Source organism: Vibrio sp. 2092 (assembly GCF_033339635.1).
Classification (GTDB): Bacteria; Pseudomonadota; Gammaproteobacteria; order Enterobacterales; family Vibrionaceae; genus Vibrio; species Vibrio alginolyticus.
In genome coordinates this window covers 1-25,542 of sequence record NZ_JAWOUY010000027.1, presented here as the reverse complement: position 1 = coordinate 25,542, position 25,542 = coordinate 1, and the positions used below count along the sequence as shown (strand labels likewise).

19 protein-coding genes and 1 pseudogene are annotated in these 25,542 nt (G+C 45.6%); 8 read left to right on the top strand and 12 right to left on the bottom strand.

Going from position 1 to position 25,542, the window contains the following annotated elements; genetic code table 11:
* Positions 1–35: 35 nt before the first annotated feature.
* Positions 36–2,597: a penicillin-binding protein 1A gene (locus R7P80_RS27355; protein WP_025768081.1), complete on the top strand. Its 2,562-nt coding sequence runs from the start codon at positions 36–38 to the stop codon at positions 2,595–2,597.
* A gap of 53 nt (positions 2,598–2,650) precedes the next feature.
* Here R7P80_RS27355 and oxyR read toward each other — a convergent pair whose 3' ends face one another.
* Positions 2,651–3,562 (bottom strand): DNA-binding transcriptional regulator OxyR, encoded by a 912-nt coding sequence (gene oxyR / locus R7P80_RS27350; protein ID WP_005381326.1) that lies wholly within the window; start codon positions 3,560–3,562, stop codon positions 2,651–2,653.
* 169 nt (positions 3,563–3,731) lie between these two features.
* Between oxyR and R7P80_RS27345 the strand changes: the two genes are divergently transcribed.
* The 3 genes from R7P80_RS27345 to R7P80_RS27335 all read left to right on the top strand — a co-directional run bounded on the left by R7P80_RS27345 (position 3,732) and on the right by R7P80_RS27335 (position 6,778).
* On the top strand, positions 3,732–4,460 hold the full coding sequence (locus R7P80_RS27345) for a redoxin family protein (RefSeq protein ID WP_005382781.1): 729 nt from the start codon (positions 3,732–3,734) through the stop codon (positions 4,458–4,460).
* Positions 4,461–4,651: 191 nt separating this feature from the next.
* Positions 4,652–6,124 (top strand): dihydrolipoyl dehydrogenase, encoded by a 1,473-nt coding sequence (locus R7P80_RS27340; protein ID WP_225492153.1) that lies wholly within the window; start codon positions 4,652–4,654, stop codon positions 6,122–6,124.
* Between the two features lie 372 nt (positions 6,125–6,496).
* The gene (locus tag R7P80_RS27335; RefSeq protein ID WP_225492155.1) at positions 6,497–6,778 is read left to right on the top strand and encodes a DUF3624 domain-containing protein; all 282 of its coding nucleotides are present in this window, start codon (positions 6,497–6,499) and stop codon (positions 6,776–6,778) included.
* Between the two features lie 194 nt (positions 6,779–6,972).
* Here the strand turns inward: R7P80_RS27335 and argH are convergent, their stop codons facing one another.
* The 4 genes from argH to argC all read right to left on the bottom strand — a co-directional run bounded on the left by argH (position 6,973) and on the right by argC (position 12,206).
* Positions 6,973–8,847, bottom strand: a complete 1,875-nt coding sequence (argH, locus tag R7P80_RS27330; RefSeq protein ID WP_005381331.1) for an argininosuccinate lyase — start codon at positions 8,845–8,847, stop codon at positions 6,973–6,975.
* Positions 8,848–9,089: 242 nt separating this feature from the next.
* Positions 9,090–10,304: an argininosuccinate synthase gene (locus R7P80_RS27325; RefSeq protein ID WP_005381332.1), complete on the bottom strand. Its 1,215-nt coding sequence runs from the start codon at positions 10,302–10,304 to the stop codon at positions 9,090–9,092.
* 84 nt (positions 10,305–10,388) lie between these two features.
* Positions 10,389–11,180: an acetylglutamate kinase gene (gene argB, locus R7P80_RS27320; RefSeq protein WP_005381333.1), complete on the bottom strand. Its 792-nt coding sequence runs from the start codon at positions 11,178–11,180 to the stop codon at positions 10,389–10,391.
* A 21-nt stretch (positions 11,181–11,201) separates the two neighbouring features.
* Complete coding sequence (gene argC, locus R7P80_RS27315; protein ID WP_225492157.1) at positions 11,202–12,206, bottom strand: N-acetyl-gamma-glutamyl-phosphate reductase; 1,005 nt, start codon at positions 12,204–12,206, stop codon at positions 11,202–11,204.
* Positions 12,207–12,350: 144 nt separating this feature from the next.
* Between argC and argE the strand changes: the two genes are divergently transcribed.
* The 3 genes from argE to R7P80_RS27300 all read left to right on the top strand — a co-directional run bounded on the left by argE (position 12,351) and on the right by R7P80_RS27300 (position 17,357).
* A complete protein-coding gene (argE, locus tag R7P80_RS27310) occupies positions 12,351–13,487 on the top strand; it encodes an acetylornithine deacetylase (protein WP_017821739.1) in 1,137 nt (378 codons plus the stop codon).
* Between the two features lie 272 nt (positions 13,488–13,759).
* A complete protein-coding gene (ppc, locus tag R7P80_RS27305; RefSeq protein WP_005381336.1) occupies positions 13,760–16,393 on the top strand; it encodes a phosphoenolpyruvate carboxylase in 2,634 nt (877 codons plus the stop codon).
* A gap of 424 nt (positions 16,394–16,817) precedes the next feature.
* A complete protein-coding gene (locus tag R7P80_RS27300) occupies positions 16,818–17,357 on the top strand; it encodes a PadR family transcriptional regulator (protein ID WP_005382791.1) in 540 nt (179 codons plus the stop codon).
* Between the two features lie 70 nt (positions 17,358–17,427).
* On the opposite strand, the gene metF is transcribed toward R7P80_RS27300, so the two are convergent.
* From metF to R7P80_RS27285, 3 genes are all read right to left on the bottom strand, one after another.
* Positions 17,428–18,330 carry a methylenetetrahydrofolate reductase gene (gene metF / locus R7P80_RS27295; protein ID WP_005381345.1) on the bottom strand — a complete coding sequence of 301 codons (903 nt, stop codon included), beginning with the start codon at positions 18,328–18,330 and terminating at the stop codon, positions 17,428–17,430.
* Positions 18,331–18,592: 262 nt separating this feature from the next.
* Positions 18,593–21,001, bottom strand: a complete 2,409-nt coding sequence (locus R7P80_RS27290; RefSeq protein WP_053307548.1) for a bifunctional aspartate kinase/homoserine dehydrogenase II — start codon at positions 20,999–21,001, stop codon at positions 18,593–18,595.
* 15 nt (positions 21,002–21,016) lie between these two features.
* Positions 21,017–22,177, bottom strand: coding sequence for an O-succinylhomoserine (thiol)-lyase (locus tag R7P80_RS27285; protein ID WP_017821741.1), 1,161 nt, complete (start codon positions 22,175–22,177; stop codon positions 21,017–21,019).
* A gap of 225 nt (positions 22,178–22,402) precedes the next feature.
* On the opposite strand from R7P80_RS27285, the gene metJ reads away from it, so the two are divergent.
* A complete protein-coding gene (metJ, locus tag R7P80_RS27280; protein ID WP_005381353.1) occupies positions 22,403–22,723 on the top strand; it encodes a met regulon transcriptional regulator MetJ in 321 nt (106 codons plus the stop codon).
* Positions 22,724–22,836: 113 nt separating this feature from the next.
* Here metJ and R7P80_RS27275 read toward each other — a convergent pair whose 3' ends face one another.
* The 4 genes and pseudogenes from R7P80_RS27275 to tuf all read right to left on the bottom strand — a co-directional run.
* Entirely contained in the window at positions 22,837–24,114 is a 1,278-nt protein-coding gene (locus R7P80_RS27275) for a malic enzyme-like NAD(P)-binding protein (protein ID WP_005381358.1), read from the bottom strand.
* Between the two features lie 206 nt (positions 24,115–24,320).
* Positions 24,321–24,797 carry a bacterioferritin gene (gene bfr / locus R7P80_RS27270; RefSeq protein WP_213971945.1) on the bottom strand — a complete coding sequence of 159 codons (477 nt, stop codon included), beginning with the start codon at positions 24,795–24,797 and terminating at the stop codon, positions 24,321–24,323.
* 93 nt (positions 24,798–24,890) lie between these two features.
* Entirely contained in the window at positions 24,891–25,079 is a 189-nt protein-coding gene (locus tag R7P80_RS27265) for a (2Fe-2S)-binding protein (RefSeq protein WP_005381360.1), read from the bottom strand.
* Positions 25,080–25,410: 331 nt separating this feature from the next.
* A pseudogene (gene tuf / locus R7P80_RS27260) lies at positions 25,411–25,542 on the bottom strand (elongation factor Tu); the annotation flags it as partial.

Here is a 25,542-nt window from a genome sequence, read left to right as displayed (position 1 = left end):
CCGTTACACAGCCTCAACCAATCAGGGATTCTCCGGTGAAGTTCATAAAGCGTTTATTATTTTTAACATTGATTTGCATAATTCTTGGAGTCACCACAATATTTGGCTTCTATCAGTACGTGAAGCCTGAATTGCCAGATGTTGCAACTCTAAAAGACGTTGAATTACAAACACCTATGAAGGTGTTTAGTCAAGACGGGAAGCTGATCGCACAGTTCGGTGAAAAGCGTCGTATTCCTGTTACTTATGACGAAATTCCTCAAGACTTAATTCACGCGCTCATCGCAACCGAAGATAGCCGTTTCTACGAGCATCCCGGTATCGACCCTATCGGCATCACTCGTGCAGCTGTTGTTGTTGCGGTTTCAGGCTCGGCTAAACAGGGTGCAAGTACGATTACGCAACAGCTAGCTCGTAACTTCTTCTTATCTAATGAGAAGAAGATCATGCGTAAGATTAAAGAGATTTTTATTGCTATCCATATTGAGCAGCTTTTAAGTAAGCAAGAAATCATGGAGCTTTATGTCAATAAAATCTTCCTTGGTTACCGCTCATATGGCTTTGGTGCTGCCGCTCAAGTGTATTTTGGCAAGAGCCTTGATGAATTGACGTTAAGTGAGATTGCAACACTCGCTGGTATGCCAAAAGCGCCATCAACCATGAACCCAATTTACTCTCTTGAGCGCGCAACAAAACGCCGTAACGTTGTATTAATGCGAATGCTTGATGAGAAATACATTACACAAGAGCAGTATGACGAAGCACGCAATGAACCTATTGTGGCGCGTTATCATAGCGCTGAAATTGAGCTTTCAGCGCCTTACGTAGCAGAGTTGGCTCGTGCATGGGCAGTAAAAGAGTACGGTGAAGAAGAAGCTTACACCTCTGGCTTGAATATCTACATGACTGTGGATTCTAAACTGCAAGATGCTGCAAATACGTCTGCGGTAAATAACCTCTTGTCATACGATGAACGTCATGGCTACCGTGGTGCAGAAAGTGTGCTTTGGAAAGAAGGGGAAGCAGCCTGGGGCAATGAGCAAATAGAAAAGCACCTGAAGAAACAGCCAACTTATGGTGACCTTTACCCTGCGGTTGTGACGAAAGTCGATGATAAGACGGCGCAAGTATGGGTTAAGAACCATGAAGAGCAAACCATCCCTTGGACTGGAATGCACTGGGCGCGTAAGTACATTACCGATAACCGCCAAGGCTCAACACCAAAGTCAGCGCATGATGTGCTAGCGACAGGTCAACAAGTTTGGGTTCGCGAAGTAAGTGAAACCGATGAAGATGACAACACAACACTGAGCTGGAAACTGAGCCAAGTGCCGACAGCAAACACCGCGTTTGTTGCGATGAACCCAGAAAATGGCGCGATATTGTCGCTGGTTGGTGGTTTCAACTTTGTTCACAGCAAGTTTAACCGTGCAACCATGTCAGTGCGTCAGGTTGGTTCAAGTATCAAGCCTTTCATCTACTCGGCAGCAATTGACAAAGGACTGACTCTAGCCACTTTGATTAACGATGCGCCGATTAACAAGTGGGATGCAGGTTCTGGTTCAGCTTGGCGACCAAAAAACTCACCACCGACTTATGGTGGTCCAACGCGTCTTCGCCTCGGCTTAGCTCAATCAAAAAACGTCATGGCAGTACGTACACTCCGTGAAGTTGGCCTCGAGGAGACACGTCAGTACCTTACTCGTTTCGGTTTTGATATTAACCAAGTACCACGCTCTGAGACCATCGCACTCGGAGCTGGCAGCTTAACACCAATGAAAGTGGCACAAGGTTACTCTGTGTTTGCAAACGGTGGTTATTACGTTGAACCATTCTATGTAGAACGCGTGGAAGATGCATTCGGTGAAGTACTGTTTAAAGCCAATCCAAAGAGTGTTTGTCATAAGGATTGTCCACAAATGAGCGAGCAGCCAGAAAATCGCTACGCTGATGAATTTGGCGAACAAGACGTCGCAATTGACGGCCTTGCAACAGACAATGCCCTTGAAAATGATGAACCTCAATATGCACCGCAAGTTATCTCCGAACAGAATGCATTCTTAATGCGTGAGATGATGTACAGCAACATTTGGGGTGGCGGTAACTGGCGTGAAGGCACAGGTTGGAATGGTACAGGCTGGCGCGCGCAAAAACTTGGTCGTCGTGATATCGGGGGTAAAACGGGTACAACGAATGATTCCAAGGATGCTTGGTACAATGGCTATGGACCTGGTGTCGTTGCGATAGCTTGGGTTGGCTTTGATGATCACTCACGTGCACTTGGCCGCACCACTGTTAACAGCAACCTAGGGCAAGGCCAAATTTCTGGTGCCGAGTCGGGTGCGAAAACCGCAGAGCCTGCTTGGATTGACTTCATGCGTGTTGCGCTAGAAGGGACGCCGGAGCAAGGTAAAAATATTCCAGAGGATATTATTCGAGTTCGTATTGATCGCAACAGCGGTATGCTAACGCACAAGGTAGATAGCACATCAATGTTCGAATACTTTGAAAAAGGCACGGAGCCTACCGAATACGCTGGCGACCGTTTAGAAGATAGTATTTACTCTTCAGGCTCTGGCGCAGAAGAACTGTTCTAAATCACAAAAGCACAAGGGAGAGCATCAAGCTCTCCCTTTTTTATGTCTGCTTCTTATGCTGCAGCATTCAATGATGGATAAGAAGCCAACACCTCTTTAATCTTCGCTGCTAAAGCTTCAAACCTAGCTCGTAATGGTGAGCCCGGACGATATACGAGAACGATATTACGCGAGGGTGTTGGGTTAACAGCTGGTACGTAGCATACGCCATCTTTTTGCTTCTCATTAGGGATAGAAAGCTGAGGCAATAACGTAATCCCCGCACCGGCAGCAACCATATTGCGTAACGTCTCCAAGCTGGTGGCTTTAAAACGCTCATCGTCTTTTGCACCAGCGGCAAAACAAAAACCTAACGCTTGATCTCGCAGACAGTGGCCGTCTCCCAACGCTAAAACGGTTTTACCATTCAGCTCCAACATATCAACATGGTCGAGAGAGGCCCACTCGTGGTCACATGGCACTGCGACACTTAATGGCTCTTGATACACTTCGATCTCTTTAAATGGCGCAGTTTCATCAACCGAAGCTAAAACTAAGCAATCTAGTTTGCCTTCTTCCAATTGACGCACTAATTGATGTGTTTGAGCTTCGTGCAGAAATAGCTCCAGCTCAGGAAATGCTTCTTTTATCTGCGGCAGAATTTTGGGTAGTAGATAAGGCCCAACCGTCGGGATGAAACCAATATGCATCGGTCCAGTCATGGCTCCGCTTTGACCGCTTGCCATATCTCTGAAGGTTTTCACTTCACTTAAGATGCGTTTAGCCTGCTCCACCAGCTGTAACCCTGAATCGGTAAACAAAACACGTCGGCTGCTTCGCTCTAAAAGCGTGGTCCCGAGTTCGTCCTCTAGTTTACGAATTTGCCCACTCAATGTTGGCTGGCTAACAAAACATGCCTCTGCCGCTTTGCGAAAGTGCTTATGTTCCGCAAGTGCAACTAAGTACTCAAAATCTCGAATATTCATACTTCACGCTTCGCTTCTTTAACAATAGCTAATACCTATCAAAACCATAACACCAAACGATTAGAGCTATCAAAGGATTTTTACAATAATGGGCTCAACAAAACGAAACAGAGCGACGAAAAACGCTAAGCTCTATACGCATAATTTAAAATAGTTAAAGGAAATCATTATGTTTGTATCTAAAGAAGGTCAACAAGTCCCTCAAGTTACTTTTCCAGTTCGTCAAGGTGACTCTTGGGTGAATGTAACGACCGATGAGCTATTTAAAGGTAAGACCGTTATCGTATTTAGCTTACCGGGTGCATTTACTCCAACCTGTTCATCAAGCCATCTACCTCGTTACAACGAATTGTTCCCTGTATTTAAAGAGCACGGAGTGGATGAGATTATTTGTGTCTCGGTCAATGATACGTTCGTGATGAATGCATGGAAACAAGACCAAGAAGCAGAAAACATTACCTTCATCCCGGATGGTAATGGTGAATTCACCGATGGCATGGGTATGTTAGTGGATAAAAACGACATCGGCTTTGGCAAACGTTCATGGCGTTACAGCATGCTAGTAAAAGATGGCGTAGTGGAAAAAATGTTCATTGAGCCAAACGAACCAGGCGACCCATTCAAGGTGTCAGACGCAGATACGATGCTGAACTACATAGCGCCTGACTACAAAACGCAAGAATCCATCACTGTGTTCACTAAACCAGGCTGCCCTTTCTGTATGAAAGCGAAACAAAATCTGATTGACCACGGTCTTCAATATGAAGAAGTGATTCTGGGTAAAGACGCAACAACAGTTAGTCTACGAGCTATATCTGGTCGCACGACTGTTCCACAAGTCTTTATCGGTGGCAAGCACATCGGCGGTAGCGAAGAGCTAGAAGCGTATCTAGGCTAAGCTGTCCATAGCCTACACCCTCGGTCTCCGGTGCCTTTTGGCTCGGAGGCCAACCCTAAACCACTTCTTCTACTAGTCTAGATAAGTAGTCATCTACCAATAAGGTGACTACTTATCCAGATTCAACTATCCAATTCACTCTCCAAGCTCAATGTAGCTAGCTTGGCTTAAAACAAAAGCGAGAGTTCACGATGAAACAAGTTAATGTCGACGTAGCGGTTATTGGTGGCGGGACGGCTGGTCTTGGTGCTTATCGAGCAGCAAAAGCTCATACCAACAGCGTGGTAATGATTGAGGGCGGTCCCTACGGAACAACCTGTGCTCGTGTCGGATGCATGCCGTCTAAGCTGTTAATTGCGGCAGCAGAAAGTGTTCATCAAATCGAAAAAGCACCTGGATTTGGGATACACCCGCAAGGTGAAGTACGAATTAACGGACGAGAAGTTATGGATCGTGTAAAGCGCGAACGCGATCGTTTTGTTAGCTTTGTGCTTGAAAGTGTCGATGATATTCCCGCTGAAGACAAACTATCGGGCTACGCGAAGTTTGCCGATGACCACACTCTCATCATAGATGATCATACTCAGGTCACCGCACAGCGCATTGTTATTGCGACAGGATCTCGTCCAGCATATCCGGCAGCTTGGAATGAACTGGGTGATCGCCTAGTGATTAACGATGATGTATTTGACTGGGATGACTTACCAGAGTCCGTGGCAGTATTTGGCCCAGGAGTCATCGGCCTTGAATTGGGTCAGGCTTTACACCGCCTAGGAGTAAACGTGAAGCTCTTTGGCATTGGAGGACAAGTGGGCCCACTGACAGACCCAGAGGTGATGGCGTATGCAGATAAAGCCTTTAAGGAAGAGTTCTACCTTGATGCAGATGTAAAAGTCGAAAGTATGAAACGCATTGCTTCGTCAGACAATGACGGCGAAGACAAGGTCGAAATCCAATTCATCAACCATGATGGTGAATTAGAAACTTTCGTTGTCGATTACGTATTGGCCGCAACGGGTCGTCGTCCAAACGTCGATAAGCTGGCGATCGAGAACACCAATGTGGCTCTCGATGAACGTGGCGTACCAACGGCGGATCACTACACATTGCAAACTTCGGTAGAGAGCATCTTCATCGCGGGTGATGCAAGTAACCAAATTCCACTGCTGCACGAAGCCGCTGACCAAGGCCGTATTGCTGGAGACAACGCAGGCCGTTTCCCAGATATTCGTGCGGGTCTGCGTCGCTCACCAATTTCAGCCGTGTTCTCCGACCCTCAAATTGCTATGGTTGGAGAAACATATAAACAACTAGAAACACGTCTAGGCACATGTGGATGTTTCGCAACCGGTGAAGTCTCGTTTGAAAATCAAGGACGTTCGCGCGTCATGCTTCGTAATAAAGGCATTCTGCATGTCTACGGAGAGCAAGGCACTGGACGTTTTTTAGGTGCAGAAATGATGGGCCCGAATGCAGAGCATCTTGCTCACCTTTTAGCATGGGCGCACCAAAATAGGATGACGATTTCTGAGATGTTAGATATGCCCTTCTATCACCCAGTGATTGAAGAAGGCGTCCGCACCGCTCTACGTGATTTGAATGCAAAACTACACTTAGGGCCAGAAATGGTGAAACATTGTCTTGACTGCGGCCCTGGCTGCTAACGCTTTCAGGCTTCTATCTAAATATAAAGCAAAGCCTCGTCATCAACGAGGCTTTGCTTTGCTACTTCGGCGCAATAAAATCTCTCTTACGCTGCCATCATTGCATAGCGGCTGACCATATAAATCGCGACAACACCGATCATAAAGAACCCACCAGCGATACTCAGCGCAAGTTTCAACTCTGTCGACATCATTATATTTCCTGTTAAAGACTGACAGCACATCATACATCAATTACGTGCCACAAAGCTTTTACAAAGCTAACTTTCCATTTTTGGTTGTGTCATGGCGCTCTAAGCCCGTGTAAGAAACGCTTTCCACCATTTAGTTAGATATATAATCTGAAGCAACACTAATGGTTTGGAAAACACTATGACTTGTCGCCGCTGCGAGGAACATTGGTTTTGGAAAAAACTTGGACGTTGCCAACGATGCTTGGATCAATTGACGGTACTTTCTGTACTGTGTTGGATTGTGTGGTGGTTTATGCTCAAAGATGATCCACAAAGCATCGAGTCGATCGCTTTGATCTTTGCCGGCTTCGCTTTCAACGTTTTGTTGTTTCTACACTTATGGATGCGTTTTGTCATCTTGCCTTGGCAACGTCGAAAGGGACAAAAAAAGGCCAATAAAAAAGAGAAAAGTGACAGATAGAAAAAAGCCCCAAAACCAATGTCAGTTCTGGGGCTCTCTTAGATTCTTCTAAGAAAAAGCAGTGGTACTTTAATAGACCGGGCTTCCTCTCAAAGGTTCCAAATTTTTTCGATTTTTTTAGCGAATACTGATGTAAGTAAACAGGAAAATGACTATGTCATTGAATGCTAATAAAATCACTCCACAACTTCAGTTCATGCCACATGCGTTTTTTGGATCACTTGCTCCATTAAATTGATCTCAAGCGCTACCTCATCACATGCATGTTGACGTGGGCACTGATCGCAATCTTTCAGAACTTTCTCCGGCAGTAATGACTTCGATGTCGGTAAAAAGCTTTGCTTCATAAAGAACTCAGGCGTTCGCGTTAGAACAAAGACTTTCTTGATCGCCATCTGGCGCGCTTTCTCAACCAAATAGTTCACAATCGCACTGCCCTGCCCTTGGCCTTGCCAGCCCGCTTCGATACCAAGAGAGCGTATTTCAGCCAACCCTGAGTCATACACATATAGAGAAGCGCAACCCGTCACTTCACCATGATGCTCAGCCACCGCGAAAGAGCCAATATCTCTCACGAGCTCATTACGAGAGCGCGGAAGATTCTCACCAAGGTTCGCCCAGTAAGCAACCATACCTTCCAGCGTTTCAATGTCCGTCAAACGTGCAGGACGCACTTTCACCGCCGAGCTGTCACGTTGGCTCAGGCGCTTATCCGCTTGTTCTACCGCGTAAGCGACCTGGTGAGGCGAAACACCACCCAAAGCACAACGCTTTTCCAAACACGAATCGATAGTCAGAATGTCATACACATCCGCTTCAATGACCTCTGAGAAGGCTTTTAACTCTTCGATAGACAGTTCTTCTAGCGCACAACCTTTAGCAATAGCACCAACGACCGCGACACCGACGATGTGGTGAGCTTCACGGAATGGGATGCCTTTCGCCACTAGGTAATCAGCTAACTCCGTCGAGTTTGCGTAACCTTGTTTCGCCGCTTCTAGTGTGCGCTCGCCATTCACTTTAATACCGTCAAAACACAGAGCTGCCATTTCCATGCAGTCGTTCCATGTATCTAAAGCGTCAAACAACCCTTCTTTATCTTCCTGCATGTCTTTGTTGTACGCCAATGGCAAGGCTTTAACTGTCATCATCATGCTCGATAATGCGCCATAGACACGCCCTGTCTTACCACGGATCAACTCAAGTGCATCTGGGTTTTTCTTCTGTGGCATTAATGACGAACCAGATGTCACCGTATCCGCTAACTCAATGAAGTTTGACTCGCCTGAATTGTAGAAGATCATATCTTCTGCAAGACGAGAAAGGTGAAGCATAGAAATCGACGCCACCGACATCAGTTCCATCACATGATCACGATCTGAAACCGAATCGAGTGAATTACGCGTAGCACGGTGGAAACCGAGATTATGTGCTAATTGTTCGCGATCAATCGGATAAGCCGTTCCCGCTAAAGCACCCGAGCCAAGTGGACAAGTGTCGAGACGCTGTAAGGCATCATTCAGACGAGAGTAGTCACGCTCGAACATTTCAACATAAGCCAAGCACCAGTGAGCAAAGGTTACAGGTTGAGCACGCTGAAGATGAGTATAGCCTGGCAATACGGTGCCTTGGTGCTGTTTAGCAACATGGACCATTTGTGCTTGTAGGCGATCTAAAGCAATCAACAATTGCTGACCTTGCTGACGACACCAAAGTTTCAAGTCTGTGGCGACTTGGTCATTACGAGAACGCCCAGTGTGGAGTTTTTTACCTAAATCTCCCACTTTACTGATTAGCTGCTGTTCAACCCAAGAGTGGATATCTTCTGCATCAGAGCGAAGAATTTGGTGAGGGTCTTCCATCACTTCTAACTTCAGCTCATTTAAAGCAAGTTCCAGTTTTTGCTGTTCTTCTGCCGATAGCACATCAACAGAAAGCAGAGCTTTAGACCATGCGATTGAACCTACGATGTCTTGCTCAGCCAATCGGTAGTCAAAACGCAACGAATCATTGAACTCTTTAAATCTGGTGTCTGCCGCTTGGGTAAATCTTCCGCCCCATAATGCCATTGCGTCTCTCCTGATGACTATTGCTTACTCTAACGTTCTCGAATGAGTAGTAACCAATTTGATGGTCATTTGCTCACTTTTTCTTATGTGTCAACGTTACGGCAATTTCGATAAAAAATAAAGTATAAATTCAATATTTTTACATATATATTCAAGCCAAATTTAGGTACCCGCTTTTAGAAACCAAAAGACCCGCCTATAAATGGCGGGTCTTTATTCAATCCAAGATGGATGTTAAGGGATTATTTCTTCTGGCTGTTCAATGCACGAATACGGCTTGATAGCGAGTAAAGACGGATGAACCCACCTGCATGGCTTTGGTCGTAAACTTCATCTTCACCAAAAGTCGCGAACTCTTCTGAATACAAGCTGTTGTCAGAACGTTTTTGCGTGACTGTCGCTTGACCTTTGTAAAGCTTAACAACCACTTCACCGTTAACGTCTTGCGCTAGCTCTTCTGAAGCAGCAAGGATAGATTTACATAGTGGCGTAAACCAACGGCCATCGTATACAAGGTGAGACGCTTTTAGACCTAGCTCCTCACGGAATTCGAATGATGATTTGTCTAGCACAAGCTGCTCTACAGCACGCAGCGCTTCCATCATGATGGTGCCTCCCGGTGTTTCATAGCAACCACGAGACTTCATTCCAACAAGACGGTTTTCCACGATATCGATACGGCCAACACCGTGCTTAGCGCCCTTCTCGTTTAGGTAAACCAGTGCGTTGTATGGTGTCATCACTTCACCATCAACTTCGACCACTTCACCTTTTTCTACTTTCAGCGTGACGTATTCCGCTTCATTTGGCGCTTGCTCTGGGTCGACAGTCCACACCCAGCAGTCTTCGTTTGGTGCGTTCCACGTATCTTCTAAAACGCCGCCTTCCGTCGAAATGTGCCATGCGTTTGCATCACGTGAATAGATCTTAGTAAGAGACGCAGAGCAAGGAATATTACGCTCAGCTAGGTAATCCAAACACTCTTCACGGCTCACTAGGTCCCACTCACGCCAAGGTGCAATCACTTGTAAGTCCGGTGCTAGTGCTGCGAATGCGCCTTCAAAACGTACTTGGTCGTTACCTTTACCTGTACAGCCATGACACAGAGCGTCCGCGCCCACTTTACGTGCCACTTCAACCTGCGCTTTGGCAATGATTGGACGCGCCATTGATGTACCTAGCAGGTACTTACCTTCGTAGTACGCGCCGGTTTTTAGCGTTGGGTAAATGTAGTCTGCGACCATTTCTTCTTTCAAGTCAGCGATGTAGCACTCAGAAGCACCAGAGGCTTTTGCTTTCGCTTCAATGCCTTCTAGCTCTTCGGCACCTTGACCAACATCGGCAACGAAAGCCACTACTTCACAGTCGTAGTTCTCTTTTAGCCACGGGATAATTACTGAAGTATCTAGACCGCCTGAGTATGCGACTACCACTTTATTTACGTTCACTTTGCTCATGTTTTTTCTCCAAACTTAACTGGCGCTGCGCTCGGCGGTCAGTGCCAACTACGACTTCCTAATATTGAATTCTTTTGCTGATGCTTATTGAGGCAAGAATTGAGTACCAATACTTTCACCAGCGAATAACTGTGCTAATTTTTCTGGGTAACGCCAGGTCGCGACTTCAATTGGACGGCCAAGATCATTGGCGGCCTCCAAAGCAGCTTTAACTTTGACGATCATGCCATCGGTGATCACATGTCCATCGATCAACGAGTTAGCTTGCTGCTCTGACAGGGTTTTGATCAAATGGCCTTTTCCATCTAATACACCACTCACGTCTGATAACAGGACTAACTCCGCATCTAATGCGCCCGCAACCGCGACTGCTGCTTGATCAGCATTCACATTCATCATCTGGCCATCTTTGGTTAAACCAATTGAACTGATGATCGGCAGTGCACCTGTGTTTAGCACCGCTTGTAATAGTGCTGAGTCACCCGGTGATGCTTTGCCTACCGCGCCGAGTTCTGGGTCAAGTTCTTCAACAAGACACAAACCACCATCCGCAAGGCTAAGGCCCACAGCGTTAAGACCGTCCGCAATCGCTTGACCTTGAAGTAACTTATTCGCAGTGCCTGCAAGCGCGCCTGCAATCACAGGAATTTGATCGTAAGGCGTTACGCGTAAACCGTTTTTCTTAACGGTTTCAAGCTGAAGCTTTGCCATCAACTCATCAACTAGGTAGCCACCGCCATGAACGATGGCGATTTGTCGCTGTGCCGATTTTTGGTAAGCCGCAATGGCACCAAAAAGTTGGCTTAAGGTTTGAGTGCATGATAGAGCTGCACCACCTAGCTTAATGACTAAAGGAGCTTGATTGGTTTGCGTCATCGCATTTCCCTCTTTCAACGACTACAGCAACGCTGTCAGTTCTGGGTAACCGTAATGAATATTGAGACATTGCATCGCTTGACTCGATGCACCTTTAAGTAGGTTGTCGATAGCTGAAATCACAATGATGTGTTCGCCTTGTACCTTCCAGCCGATATCACAGAAAGGGGTATTTTCGACATCCTGAATACGTGGAATACCGTCGCCTTTAAGACGCACCGCAGGCTTGCCTTGATAAGCTTGTTCAAACGCCTGTGCCACTTGTGCTTCTGTCACACCTTGCGCAAGCTTCATGGTGATAGTGGCAAGAATGCCGCGTTTAAAGTTGCCGAGGTGCGGAGTAAAAATCACATCGCAACCCAATTGCTGAGCAATCTCTGGCTGGTGACGATGGTTAAATACACCATAAGGTTGCAAGCTCACTTCACAGAAGCTGTTAACCATGGAGGCTTTACGCCCTGCACCTGATACACCACTGGTTGCGTTGATCACTGGCCATTGGTTGGTATCGAGCAACGCATGTTCTAATAAAGGTTTGATTGCAAGCTGTGAAGCGGTTGGGTAACAACCTGCCACCGCAATCAAAGGAGTAGTTTTAATCTGCTCTTGGTTCCACTCTGCTAAGCCGTATGCTGCTTTATCTAGCCAGTTGTTATGTTGATGTGCGAAGCCATAAAAAGTGTCGTAAAAGCCTTCACTTTTCACACGGAATGCACCCGATAAATCGAATACCTGACAGCCTGTCTCCAAGAAAGTTGGGGCTAAATCATGGCTGACTTCGTGAGCCGTTGCCAAAAACACCACGTCCGATTCTTGAGCGATTTGCAGTGGATCCGTTAGTGGTAAAACTGGCATATCAATGATGCCCGCTAGCTTACCGTGTAGCTGCGCGATGCTCTTTCCCGCATCAACACTGTTGGCGGAAACGTATAAACCTGATAGCGTGAGTTGTGGGTGTTTATTAACCATTAACGCTAACTCTGCACCGGTGTAACCGCTGGCTCCAATAATCGTGGTTTTTAGCATTGTGTGACATCCATATACTTAAAGGCTCAAATGACTATTCATATTTAACTTTTGCTTTATTTTGATTTTTTATTCATTAAATATGATTTAATATGTGTTTTACATTTTTGTGGTCTGTCTGTCAACAGGAGATTTGAAGAATCCATGCAATTACCAACTTTTCTAGAGGTCTATGAAGGACTCATCAGCACCTCTTCTATCAGCTCCACGGATCCGAGCTGGGATCAGGGCAATGCAAAAGTCATCGAAAAACTCGCATCTTGGTTTAAAGATCTGGGTTTTAGCGTTGAAGTGATCGAAGTCGAGCCAGGCAAGCACAATATGATCGCACGTATGGGTGAGGGTGAAGGTGGCCTTTTACTTGCTGGCCATAGTGATACCGTGCCATTCGATCAAGGGCGATGGAATTTTGATCCGCATAAACTGACGGAAAAAGGCAACCGCTTCTACGGTTTAGGCACAGCAGACATGAAAGGCTTTTTCGCCTTTATTTATGAAGCAGTGAAGAAAGTCGATTGGAGCAAGCAGAGCAAACCACTTTACGTATTAGCCACTTGTGACGAAGAGACCACCATGTTGGGCGCGCGACATTTCACAGCAAACGCCCCATTTAAGCCGGATTACTGCATCATTGGTGAACCCACCAGCCTTGTACCAATTCGAGGTCATAAAGGGCATGTGGCAAATGCCATTCGCGTAACAGGCAAGTCCGGTCACTCATCGGACCCAGCGCTTGGCGTTAACGCTATTGAGATCATGCATGAAGTCATGTTCGCCATGATGCAACTGCGTGACAAATTGATTAAAGAATATCACCATCCGGGTTTTGCCATTCCAAGCCCAACCCTAAATCTTGGACACATTCACGGTGGTGACAGCGCTAACCGTATTTGTGGTTGCTGCGAACTGCATTACGACGTGCGTCCTCTTCCCGGCATTAGCCTTGATGGTTTAGAGAACATGTTGCGCGGAGCATTAAAAGAAGTCGAAGCGAAATGGCCTGGGAGACTGGAGATTATTCCATTGCATGAGCCTATTCCGGGTTACGAATGCCAACATGACCACCCATTTATTGGTGGTGTTGAAGAGATCTGCCAAACCAGTTCAGAAACCGTGAACTACTGTACTGAAGCACCATTTCTACAGCAGTTGTGTCCAACCTTGGTGCTCGGCCCTGGGTCAATCGACCAAGCCCATCAACCGGATGAGTTTCTATCCTTCGACTTTATCGACCCCACAATTGATGTGCTTTCAAAGGCGATGGTCAAGTACTGCTGTTAATACGCGTTTAAGCTCGAAAGTCTGTGCAGCTCGATTGAGCTGCATCTTTTTATCTTCACAATTTAGCGCTAGTCTTAACACTTATTTAACTTGTTATTTTGTAATTAATTTTCACTTCTTACTCTATGGCTGCCGTAAATTTGCTCTAAATCAGGAGACAGCGGAATAATTGCAAACTTAGTCTGCTTTATTTGACTATAACTGGTGCTTTTCGCTAGATTGGAGTCTTAACAAGGACAATGGATGTAGTTTTTTTACGAGGCAGGACGACAATGAACGAGAAATACGCCGCACTCAAAAGTAATGTGCGCATGTTAGGCCACTTATTGGGTAACACCATTCGCGATGCCCATGGCGAAGAAATCTTCGAGAAAGTGGAAACCATTCGTAAATTATCCAAATCAGCTCAAGCAGGGAATCAAGCAGACAGAGACAGCTTGATCGAAGAAATCAAACATCTACCTGATGAGCAGCTAACGCCCGTTACTCGCGCGTTTAACCAATTTCTAAACCTCACCAATATCGCTGAGCAATACCACACGATTTCACGCCATTGTGAAGAGCACATTTGCGAACCAGACGCGATTAACTCGCTGTTTTCTAAACTGGTACAAAACGATGTGAGCAAACTGGACACTGCCCAAGCGGTTCGTGATCTAAATATTGAATTGGTATTGACGGCTCACCCAACAGAAATTACGCGCCGTACGATGATCAACAAACTGGTCAAGATAAATGAGTGCTTATCAAAGTTGGAGCTAAGCGATCTTTCTTCTAAAGAGCGCAGAAAAACCGAACGCCGCCTAGAGCAACTGATTGCCCAAGGCTGGCATTCAGACGTGATTCGACAACAACGCCCAACTCCGTTGGATGAAGCAAAGTGGGGCTTTGCGGTCGTTGAAAACTCGCTATGGGAAGCAGTACCGGACTTCCTACGTGAGATGAATGACCGTCTAAAATCTTACCTTGGAGAAGGTTTACCTATTGATGCTCGCCCAGTGCACTTCTCCTCTTGGATGGGCGGTGACCGTGACGGTAACCCGTTTGTTACTCACAACGTTACGCGTGAAGTCTTACTTTTGTCTCGTTGGAAAGCCGCCGATCTTTATCTCAATGACATCAACGAGTTGATCAGCGAGCTGTCTATGACAGTTTCAAACGATCAAGTCCGTGAGCTTGCTGGCGAAGATCAGCACGAACCATACCGTGCGATCCTGAAGCAATTACGCACTCTGCTCAATGAAACCAAAGATATTCTCGATGCTAAGATCCACGGTCAAAAACTGGCCGTTAAAGCACCACTGCAAAAAGTCGAGCAACTTTGGGAACCGTTGTATGCCTGCTACCAGTCACTAAACGAATGTGGCATGGGTGTAATAGCCAACGGCTCACTACTGGATACACTACGCCGCGTAAAAGCATTTGGTATCCATCTTGTACGTCTTGATATCCGCCAGGAGAGCACGCGTCACTCAGACGTCTTGTCTGAACTGACTCGCTACTTAGGTATTGGTGATTACGAACAATGGAGTGAGCAAGATAAGATTGCTTTTCTAACTAACGAGCTGGCATCTAAACGTCCGCTTCTCCCTCGTGATTGGGAACCGTCTGAACCCGTCAAAGAGGTTTTGGATACCTGCAAGATTGTTGCAGCACAACCGCGTGAAGCGTTTGGCGCTTACGTTATTTCAATGGCACGTACCGCCTCTGACGTACTAGCCGTTCATCTACTGCTACAAGAAGCTGGTTGCCCTTACCGCATGGATGTGTGTCCTCTGTTCGAAACGCTAGACGATTTGAACAACGCGGAATCGGTCATCAAGCAGCTTATGGGGATTGACCTTTACCGTGGTTTTATCCAAAACCACCAGATGGTCATGATTGGTTACTCTGACTCAGCGAAAGATGCAGGTGTTATGTCTGCAGGTTGGGCTCAGTATCATGCGATGGAATCGTTAGTTAAAGTGGCTGAAGAAGAAGGCGTTGAGCTAACTCTATTCCATGGTCGTGGGGGCACAGTCGGTCGCGGTGGCGCACCTGCGCATGCTGCGCTTTTGTCGCAACCACCAAAAAGCTTGAAAGGCGGTTTACGTGTAACAGAGCAAGGCGAGATGATCCGCTTTAAACTGGGTCTCCCAGATGTCGCAGTAAACAGCTTTAACCTATACGCAAGCGCGATTCTGGAAGCCAACTTGTTACCGCCACCGGAGCCAAAACAAGAATGGCGCGACTTGATGGAAGTGCTATCAGAAGTAAGCTGTGAGTCTTACCGAAATGTGGTTCGTGGCGAGCCAGATTTCGTGCCTTACTTCCGCCAAGCAACACCAGAACTCGAACTCGGCAAGTTGCCACTTGGTTCTCGTCCTGCAAAACGCAACCCTAAGGGCGGAGTAGAAAGCTTACGTGCAATCCCGTGGATCTTCTCATGGAGTCAAAACCGTTTGGTACTTCCTGCATGGCTAGGCGCAGGTGAAGCGATTCAATACTCGATCGATAAAGGCCACCAAGCATTGCTCGAAGAGATGTGCCGCGAATGGCCGTTTTTCTCTACTCGTCTCGGCATGCTAGAGATGGTGTACTCGAAGTGTAATATTGATATCTCTCGCTACTACGATGAGCGATTGGTGGATGAGTCGCTCCGTCCACTCGGTGAAAAACTTCGTGCTCAGCTTCAAGAAGACATCAAAGCGGTACTGAATGTAGAGAACAATGAAAACTTGATGCAGCATGACCCTTGGGGACTCGAGTCGATTCGCTTACGCAATATCTACGTTGAGCCATTGAATATGCTACAAGCAGAGCTGCTATACCGCACGCGTCAAACCGAAGAAGCCTCTGCAAACTTGGAAGAAGCGTTGATGGTGACGATTGCTGGTATTGCTGCTGGTATGCGTAACACAGGCTAATCATTTCATTTTTAATAAAAAGCTGGGCAAATGCTCAGCTTTTTTTATCACAGGATAATCGCACCAAAACAAAAGCAGTCAAATAAACCACAATAGACCCAAAAAATACCAAAACAAAAGAACAAAAAACCACAAGTTAACACTATTGATTATTATGTTAGTTTTTTAGGGTAATTTTGTCCTACTATTCCACTTCATGCTTATTATTTATATACTACTTGCCTGCTGAGAGCTCATAAATCCAATCATACCTGCTCCAGCCTTGATGGGACTCCCCATCTCTCTAGGTGATAAACGGCTTTAAGGTGACAGGACCAACATTGTTGGTGCTACTTATACATTAAAAAACTCAAGTGCCAGTAAGAGCGCAGCTGAAAGTATAAGTAGCTTGTTTACAAGTTTATTGACCATTTGGATTGAAGACATGTCATTACCACACGTAATCTTAACTGTTCTTAGCACTCGCGACGCAACCGGTTACGATATCACTAAAGAATTCTCTGCTAGCATCGGTTACTTCTGGAAAGCAAGCCACCAACAGGTGTACCGTGAACTCAACAAAATGGCTGAGAAAGAACTGGTTACTTGCGTATTAGAACCCCAAGAAGGCAAACCAGACCGCAAGGTTTACTCCATTACAGACGCTGGTCGCAGCGCTTTAGGAGAGTGGTTTGATCAACCAACTGCACACCCAACAGTTCGTGATGAGTTTTCAGCGAAATTGATGGCATGTGCCGTTCAACCAGCGGCTCCATTCCGTGACCAACTCGCCGAGCTAGTTGAAGAGTCTCGCAAACTGGTTTCTCACTACAAAGAAATTGAAGCGGCTTACTACGCAACGCCGTCAACTTTAGATAAACAAGCTCGCCTAGAACGTCTAACGCTTCGCCGTAACCTACTGTTACGTGAAACTTGGATCACTTGGGCAGAAGAAGTTCTAACTGAACTTGAAGTGATTGGTTAAACTCCTTTTGCTTTGATAAAACGAAAAAGGCTTGCCACTTGGCAAGCCTTTTATCTTTTTGAAACTAGGTTTACGCACCGACTACTGCGCGAGGACGAACACCCAACGTATGGCATAACGCGTAAGTCATCTCTGCACGGTTTAGTGTGTAGAAGTGAAAATCCTTAACCCCTTCACGACTCAGTACACGCACCATATCAATAGCTTGGCTAGCTCCTACAAGCTGGCGAGTCACCGGATCATCATCCAAGCCATCGAATTGTTTGCTCATCCATCCTGGTACTTTCACATTGTTCTGTGCCGCAAAGCGAGAAGCTTGCTTAAAGTTCGATACAGGCAAAATTCCTGGCACAATCTCTACGTCAATTCCTGCTGCGACACAACGGTCACGGAATCGCAGGTAAGACTCAACGTCAAAAAAGAACTGAGTAATAGCACGGTTTGCACCTGCATCTACCTTACGTTTTAGGTTCAATAAGTCAGACTGTGCGCTTTTAGCTTCAGGGTGAACCTCAGGGAATGCAGCAACGGAGATATCGAAATCGTGGCGTGATTTCAGCAGCTCAACCAAATCCGAGGCATACATATCAGGCGCACCGCCACCTGGAGGAATATCACCACGCAGAGCGACGATATTTTCAATACCATTGTTCCAATAATCATCGGCAATATTAATCAGCTCTTCACGAGTCGCATCAATACAAGTGAGATGGGGAGCGGCAACCAATCCGGTTGTTGCTTTAATTTCTTTAATGATGGAGTGTGTTCTGTCACGCTCGCCGGAGTTCGCACCGTAAGTCACAGAAACAAATTTAGGTTGAAGCGTTTTAAGACGGTGCACTGAATTCCAAAGTGTTTCTTCCATCTTAGCGCTGCTTGGCGGAAAAAACTCAAACGATACATTGATGTTATCTGATAACTCAGCAATATTCTGGTTCAAGGCGTCGATATGGCCTGCGTGCGTATATCCCATCTTACTCTCCCTGCGGCACTCCGCCACGAAAACAAATCCTTAAAATCGACGTTTAGACGTCTATATGTCTACAGAATGTATTGAATACGATTTAATGTCAACCTTGTAATTATGAATTTTTCTCAAGTTAATAATGAAGATAGTTCAAGTTTCTACTTGAGCATCATCTCGCCATTTTGCACGGGTTATGACTTCAGTATGGCACTGATAGGGGAATAAAAAACCCTGGATTAATTCCAGGGTTTTTAGGTCAATCGCAACTTTAAAATAAACCAGCCAATCGGTTGAGGTCGGATTGAATAGCGCCGGCTGTCACTTCTCTGCCGGCGCCTGGTCCTCGAATGACCAGAGGGTTATCTTTGTACCACTTGCTCTCTATGGCAAAAATGTTATCGCATGGCAATAAGTTGGCGAGCGCGTGCTCACGAGATAACGCTTCGACTCCCACCGTTGCTTTACCATTTTTTTCTAAACGCGCCACATAGCGAAGCACTTGATCGTTTCTCTGTGCTTTTGTCAGACGCTCTTGAAGTATTTCACTCAACAACGCTCCATTATCGAAGAAATCATCTAAGCTCAGTTCTCTTAATTCTTCTGGCACCAAAGACTCAACTTTAACGCTGTCTGGTTCTATATCTAGGCCCGATTCTCGAGCCAAGATGACTAACTTACGCATTACATCGGAGCCATCTAAATCAGAACGAGGGTCAGGTTCGGTTAACCCTTGCTGCCAAGCAAGATCGACTAAATCATTAAATGGCACAGAACCATCAAACTGTTGGAACAGCCATGATAACGTCCCCGAGAAAATCCCCGATAGAGCGACGATTTCATCCCCACTTTCACGAAGATCTCGCACGGTATGGTTTATCGGTAACCCAGCACCAACCGTTGCGTTGTATAGCCAATGACGACCAATTTTAGCGAATGCATCTTGAACCTGATGGTAGTACTGACTATCTGCGGAACCGGCCACTTTGTTGGCGGAAATCAAATGAATGCCTTGCTGTGCGATTTCTACGTAGCGCTGAGCCAAATCTTTACTCGCGGTAACATCAAGCACGACGGCTTCATCGTAGCTTTTAAGCGCTCCCAAACGTGCCAGCCAATCCCCATTGTTTGCTATGCTTTCATCATCAAATCGTTCAGCAACACTCACCGCCTCAATACCTTGCTCATCGAACCAATAGGTTTGGCTATCCACAACCGCGACAAGATCAAAGCTCATACCATGACGTTTTTCGAGCTCACTTTTTTGCGTCGCAAATAAATTTAACCAACTAGAACCAATATTACCCTTGCCACATAAAGCCACTGCCACGCGTTTTTGCGCTTGGAACAACTGGCTATGAATCGTTTGAACCAACGCCTCGGTATCAGTACGGCGCAAAACAGCGACTAGGCTCAGCCCTGAGTCTGTTTCAGAGATAAATTCTACCGGAGAGTGCTTTAGCTTCTGATAAAAGCCAAAGCAATGATTGGCGTTTTTCGTAACGCCTGCACCTACCGCAGCTAAGAGCGAGTAACCTTCTTTTAGCTTAATTTCTGCCTCTACCGCAAGCTCTTGCAAGTGTTTCAATGCACCACCGGCGATTTCTGCGGTGTAAGCCAAGCGTAGCGTATGCTGATCGGATTGAGCTTCAAATGCCAATGGCTCTAATTGCGCGCGCTGCAACGCTTGTAATACATCACTCTGTGTTTTTTCGAAGTCGTGCCCATGCATGAAAGACAACTGCACCAATAAAACATCATCCAGTGAAGTAATAATTTTAGCGCCACGACCAGATGCCAATACACGCTCAATACGAGTAGAACCCGACTCTGGCAGATAGCTACACTTGAGATTAAGGTCCATGGTACTTTGCGCCACAGGCTGAAGCGTACGACTGTGTAGCACTGGGGCAGCTAAGCGAGCAAGTTCACTGGCTTCATCCAATCGAAGTAACGGTAATAAACAAGCGTCAGACACCAAACGTGGATCAGCACTATAGACACCAGCAACATCACTCCAAATCGTGACAGTACTGACTTCAGCAAGCGCGCCTATGACCGTTGCAGAATAGTCAGAGCCGTTACGACCAAGTAGGATGGTTTCTCCTGCCTCGTTCTGAGCCATAAAGCCAGTAATTACCACACGTTTATGGTTATGCTGCGCGAGGATCTCTTTAATTAAAGGGTATGAACGAGCGCGATCAACCTCTGGTTGAGTTCCCGCTTCTGCACGTAAAAACGCTCGTGCATCTTGTGCAACCGCAGGGATAGAACGTTGAGATAATAACGCGGCCAATAGGCGAGCAGACCATACTTCTCCGTGCCCCAGTACCGCGGCTTTTTGCGCATTAGTGAGTGGTGCAGTCAGCTCCGAGAGAGTACTGAACTCATCATGTAATAAAGCTAACAGCTCTTCTTTTGCTTCACTCTCCAACAAGCTTTCTATTAGCTCAGTTTGAAACTGTCTTAAGCTTTGAAGCGCTTCATGCGCAATTCGGCCATCTTTATTTAACCCTTCCAAAAACTCAATCAAGCGGTTAGTGGTTTTTCCTGCGGCTGAGACGACCACAAGATCATTTTCTGTCGAATACTCCTTGAGAATACCCACAACGCGTAAGTAGCATTCTGGGTTTGCTAAGCTACTGCCACCAAACTTATGCAGCTGACGTTGTACAGTCATTGTTATCGTCTCCTATTACTGGGTAGCTTTAGCGAACGCTTGTTCTAAATCTGTGATGAGGTCTTGTGCATCTTCCAAACCGACAGACAAACGCAATAGTTGATGAGAGACCCCAGCCTCCGCCAGCGCCTCCTCACCCATTGCACGGTGCGTCATGGATGCCGGGTGGCAAATCAAACTTTCTACACCACCTAATGATTCAGCTAATGAAAACAGTTGGAGCTCTTTCACAAACACCTTTAACTGCTCAAACGAACCAGCAAACTCAAAACTCAACATAGAGCCAAAGCCCGTTTGCTGCTTTTTAGCGATGTCATGACCTGGATGTTCCGGCAGGCTTGGATGATAGATAGTTTTAACTAACGCTTGTTTCTGTAGGTAAGCCAGTACCTGCTGTGAGCTCTCTTCATGTACTTTCATACGAGCACCAAGCGTACGAATACCTCGCAGTGTCATGTAACTATCGAAAGGTGTGCCCGTTGCACCAATACAATTGCCCCACCATGCAAGCTCTTCTGCATGCGCTTCTGTGTTGGTGATGATTACCCCACCAATTACGTCCGAATGACCGTTGATGTACTTTGTTGTGGAGTGGATAACAAAATCCGCACCTAGCTCTAAAGGTTTTTGGTACACGGGTGTCAAAAAGGTATTGTCCACCGCAACTAACGCGCCGACTTGTTTCGCTTTTTCACAGGTAGCTGCAATATCCACTACGCGAACCAGAGGGTTTGACGGAGTTTCTAGCAAAATGAGTTTTGGTTTTTGTGCCAATGCAGCATCTAAAGCCTGTTCGTCTGATTGATCGACAAACTGAACCTTAAAATCGCCTTTGCTAGCTCGAGTATTAAAAAGACGATAGGTGCCGCCATAACAATCGTGAGGAGCAATAATGAGATCATCTGGGCCGAGAAAAGCGGAAACCCATAAATTTAATGCCGACGTACCGCAGTTAGTAACAACCGCTCCTTTTCCAGACTCAAGTTCAGATAGCGCACTTTCCAACAGTCCGCGGTTTGGATTACCAGATCGTGTGTAATCATACTTGGGCACTTCACCAAAAGCAGGAAAACCATAGTTAGTGGAAAGATAAATAGGTGGAACGACAGCATGATATTGGCTGTCTGATTCAATACCAGTGCGTACTGCAATGGTCGCAGGTTTGCGAGTGCTCATGGGTGTATCCTTTCACGGGTAATGACTTCTAAATAGGAATGCGCTATATCTAATGAGTAACATAAAGTGATCAACACGCTTCCTTTGCTGTTATGTTCACTTTACTCGTCAAAAAATGAGACGTCAACACTTCTAGACGTCTATATGTCTTTGCTTATGGCGGTAAATGCAGCTAAAATCAGCACCTAAATTATTTTTAACCGATTACATAAATGAAGGTGTGCAATGGCTGACTGGAATGGCGAATACATTAGCCCATATGCAGAGCACGGCAAAAAAAGCGAACAAGTAAAAAAAATTACCGTCTCTATCCCGCTAAAAGTTTTAAAGGTGCTAACTGATGAGCGTACTCGCCGTCAGATCAATAACTTACGCCATGCAACCAATAGCGAACTGCTATGCGAGGCATTTTTGCACGCGTACACAGGTCAGCCACTTCCGACAGATGAAGACCTTCGTAAAGACCGTCCTGATGATATTCCAACAGAAGTAAAAGCGCTGATGACGGAAATGGGCATCGAATTTGAGTCATTCGACGAAGAATAAAAAAGCCTGATAAGAGGTTTCAGGTAATAACTCTTGCCTCGAGCCAAATGAATGACATAAAAAATGGGACGCAATAGCGTCCCATTTTTTATGTATCACATCTGAAAGATATATTACTCTGCCATGTAGTTTTCAGGCATCTCGATACGAGCTACACCTGAATTAACCGCCGCCTGAGCAACCGCTTTTGCAACACGTGGTAGCAAACGTGAATCCATTGGTTTTGGAATAATATAGTCCGCACCAAACTCTAGCTTATCAACACCGGCAGCCTTCAATACGGCTTCAGGTACAGGCTCTTTTGCTAGCTCGCGAATCGCCTCAACGGCTGCAAGTTTCATTTCATCATTGATTTCACTTGCACGCACATCAAGAGCACCACGGAAAATGAATGGGAAACACAATACGTTGTTAACTTGGTTAGGATAATCACTACGGCCAGTACCCATGATCAAGTCATCACGAACTGCGTGAGCAAGTTCCGGCTTGATTTCAGGATCCGGGTTAGAACATGCGAATACGATTGGCTTATCTGCCATCAACTTCAACGCTTCCGCTGGCAATAGGTTTGGACCAGATACACCTAGGAACAGATCTGCACCTTCAATCACGTCTTCTAGTGTGCGCTTATCTGTATTGTTCGCAAATAGCTGCTTATATTCATTAAGATCATCACGACGAGTGTGAATCACACCTTTGCGATCTAGCATGTAGATTTTTTCGCGCATTGCACCGCATTTGATCAGAAGCTCCATACACGCTACAGCGGCAGCGCCAGCGCCAAGGCAAACAATTGTTGAATCTTCAAGTTTCTTACCTTGAAGTTCGATTGCATTCAGCATACCCGCTGCCGTTACAATAGCAGTACCATGTTGATCATCGTGGAATACTGGTACATCACAACGCTCAATCAAACGTTTTTCAATCTCAAAACAGTCTGGTGCTTTAATATCTTCAAGGTTAATACCGCCAAAAGTGTCTGCAATGCTCGCAACAGTATCAACAAATTCATCGATCGTGCGGTGCTTAACTTCAATATCAATAGAGTCAAGACCTGCAAAACGCTTAAACAGTAACGCTTTACCTTCCATCACTGGCTTAGATGCAAGTGGACCTAGGTTACCTAGACCTAGAATAGCGGTACCGTTAGAAATAACAGCAACCATGTTCCCTTTTGCAGTGTACTTGTACACGTTATCCGGGTTTTGTGCGATTTCACGCACTGGCTCTGCAACTCCTGGGCTGTATGCAAGGGCAAGATCACCCGCCGTTTCCGCAGGCTTTGTCAGTTCGACAGCAATCTTTCCTGGAGTTGGATAAGCATGGTAATCCAATGCTTTTTGGCGATGTTCTTCTTCTGGAGTGGCTGCTTGGTGGTTGTCTTCAGACATGGACGTTTCTCTTTTTTATTTTTAGGTAAGGGGGCATAAATTCTATCGGATAGAAATCAAACTTCATAGGCAAGATTGCGAGCAATATCCTTAAAAAGCCGATAATAAAAGAGATTAGACCAGATAACGGGGTTAAGCACCTGATTTTCGAGTCAGGTGCTCTTTCTTCTTACTATTATTGGAGTATGCAAACTCAGAAAGTATCGTTACTCTTCGTCCACGTATTGCGCTTGGAGAAAATTCTCAATACCAGACATTTCAATCAAGCCAAGTTGCGTCTCTAGCCAATCAACATGTTCTTCTTCATCTTCAAGAATATCTTGGAAGAGATCTCGAGACACATAATCTCGAATGTCTTCAGCGTAGGCAATCGCATCTTTTAAATCTGGAATAGCCGCCATTTCAAGCTTTAAGTCACACTCGAGCATTTCCTTGGTATCTTCACCAATCATCAACTTACCTAAATCTTGTAGGTTCGGTAGGCCTTCAAGGAACAAAATACGCTCAATTAGATGATCGGCATGTTTCATCTCATCGATAGATTCGTGATATTCCTTGTCTGCTAGGTGCTTTAAGCCCCAGTCTTTATACATTCGGGCGTGAAGAAAATACTGATTAATAGCGACGAGCTCGTTACCGAGCACTTTATTGAGATGTTGAATGATGATTGGATCGCCTTTCATGACAGAACCCTCCTCTTTGGCTTCATTTAAATGTAGAAGCAAATGAGAAGGTGTCAAAATGTAAGGCAAATAATTACTGCATACTTACAGCAATTAGCTGGCTTGTTTAAATTCCGTGTAACTAGTTTCCGCTAAAATTTCCTTGGCCTGTCTGATGCACTTACCACATTGGCTGCCCAATGCCGTGCACTTTTTGATTCCTTTAATATCTGTTACGCCTTCATCTATCGCCAACTTCCTAATTTTTTTGTCGGAGACACCATGGCAAAGACAAACGTACATACTCAAAAAACCTATAAAACTAATCTGTGACAAACAATATAAACAAGAATAGTTCTTGTTACCAGTCGCATTATGGTGTCCGCTCAGAATATTTGGTTATAACGATTTTACCGCTGCAGGAAAAGATCAAAGGGTTAAGAGGGGTGAGTAAAAGCGTTAAGAAACAAAGCCGGTAAAACTCTGTTTTTAAATCGAAAAAGTGACGTCTTTTATTTCAACACTTATAACTAAATGTAATCTAGAAATGAAAAAGGGAAGCCTAAGCTTCCCTTTTCGATGCGCTTTCTTCAAAAAGAAGAACAGTGCAAGATTTCGTTTAATTCGTTATGAATTAGTCGAAGATCTTAGCAACAACACCAGCACCTACTGTACGGCCACCTTCACGGATCGCGAAACGTAGACCTTCGTCCATTGCGATTGGTGCGATTAGCTCTACAGTCATCTGTACGTTGTCGCCTGGCAT

Bases quoted from the DNA above. Each gene is read 5' to 3' on its own strand.
- oxyR (WP_005381326.1), bottom strand. From the start codon at position 3,562: ATGAATATTCGAGATTTTGAGTACTTAGTTGCACTTGCGGAACATAAG.
- R7P80_RS27345 (WP_005382781.1), top strand. From the start codon at position 3,732: ATGTTTGTATCTAAAGAAGGTCAACAAGTCCCTCAAGTTACTTTTCCA.
- R7P80_RS27340 (WP_225492153.1), top strand. From the start codon at position 4,652: ATGAAACAAGTTAATGTCGACGTAGCGGTTATTGGTGGCGGGACGGCT.
- R7P80_RS27335 (WP_225492155.1), top strand. From the start codon at position 6,497: ATGACTTGTCGCCGCTGCGAGGAACATTGGTTTTGGAAAAAACTTGGA.
- argH (WP_005381331.1), bottom strand. From the start codon at position 8,847: ATGGCATTATGGGGCGGAAGATTTACCCAAGCGGCAGACACCAGATTT.
- R7P80_RS27325 (WP_005381332.1), bottom strand. From the start codon at position 10,304: ATGAGCAAAGTGAACGTAAATAAAGTGGTAGTCGCATACTCAGGCGGT.
- argB (WP_005381333.1), bottom strand. From the start codon at position 11,180: ATGACGCAAACCAATCAAGCTCCTTTAGTCATTAAGCTAGGTGGTGCA.
- argC (WP_225492157.1), bottom strand. From the start codon at position 12,206: ATGCTAAAAACCACGATTATTGGAGCCAGCGGTTACACCGGTGCAGAG.
- argE (WP_017821739.1), top strand. From the start codon at position 12,351: ATGCAATTACCAACTTTTCTAGAGGTCTATGAAGGACTCATCAGCACC.
- ppc (WP_005381336.1), top strand. From the start codon at position 13,760: ATGAACGAGAAATACGCCGCACTCAAAAGTAATGTGCGCATGTTAGGC.
- R7P80_RS27300 (WP_005382791.1), top strand. From the start codon at position 16,818: ATGTCATTACCACACGTAATCTTAACTGTTCTTAGCACTCGCGACGCA.
- metF (WP_005381345.1), bottom strand. From the start codon at position 18,330: ATGGGATATACGCACGCAGGCCATATCGACGCCTTGAACCAGAATATT.
- R7P80_RS27290 (WP_053307548.1), bottom strand. From the start codon at position 21,001: ATGACTGTACAACGTCAGCTGCATAAGTTTGGTGGCAGTAGCTTAGCA.
- R7P80_RS27285 (WP_017821741.1), bottom strand. From the start codon at position 22,177: ATGAGCACTCGCAAACCTGCGACCATTGCAGTACGCACTGGTATTGAA.
- metJ (WP_005381353.1), top strand. From the start codon at position 22,403: ATGGCTGACTGGAATGGCGAATACATTAGCCCATATGCAGAGCACGGC.
- R7P80_RS27275 (WP_005381358.1), bottom strand. From the start codon at position 24,114: ATGTCTGAAGACAACCACCAAGCAGCCACTCCAGAAGAAGAACATCGC.
- bfr (WP_213971945.1), bottom strand. From the start codon at position 24,797: ATGAAAGGCGATCCAATCATCATTCAACATCTCAATAAAGTGCTCGGT.
- R7P80_RS27265 (WP_005381360.1), bottom strand. From the start codon at position 25,079: ATGTACGTTTGTCTTTGCCATGGTGTCTCCGACAAAAAAATTAGGAAG.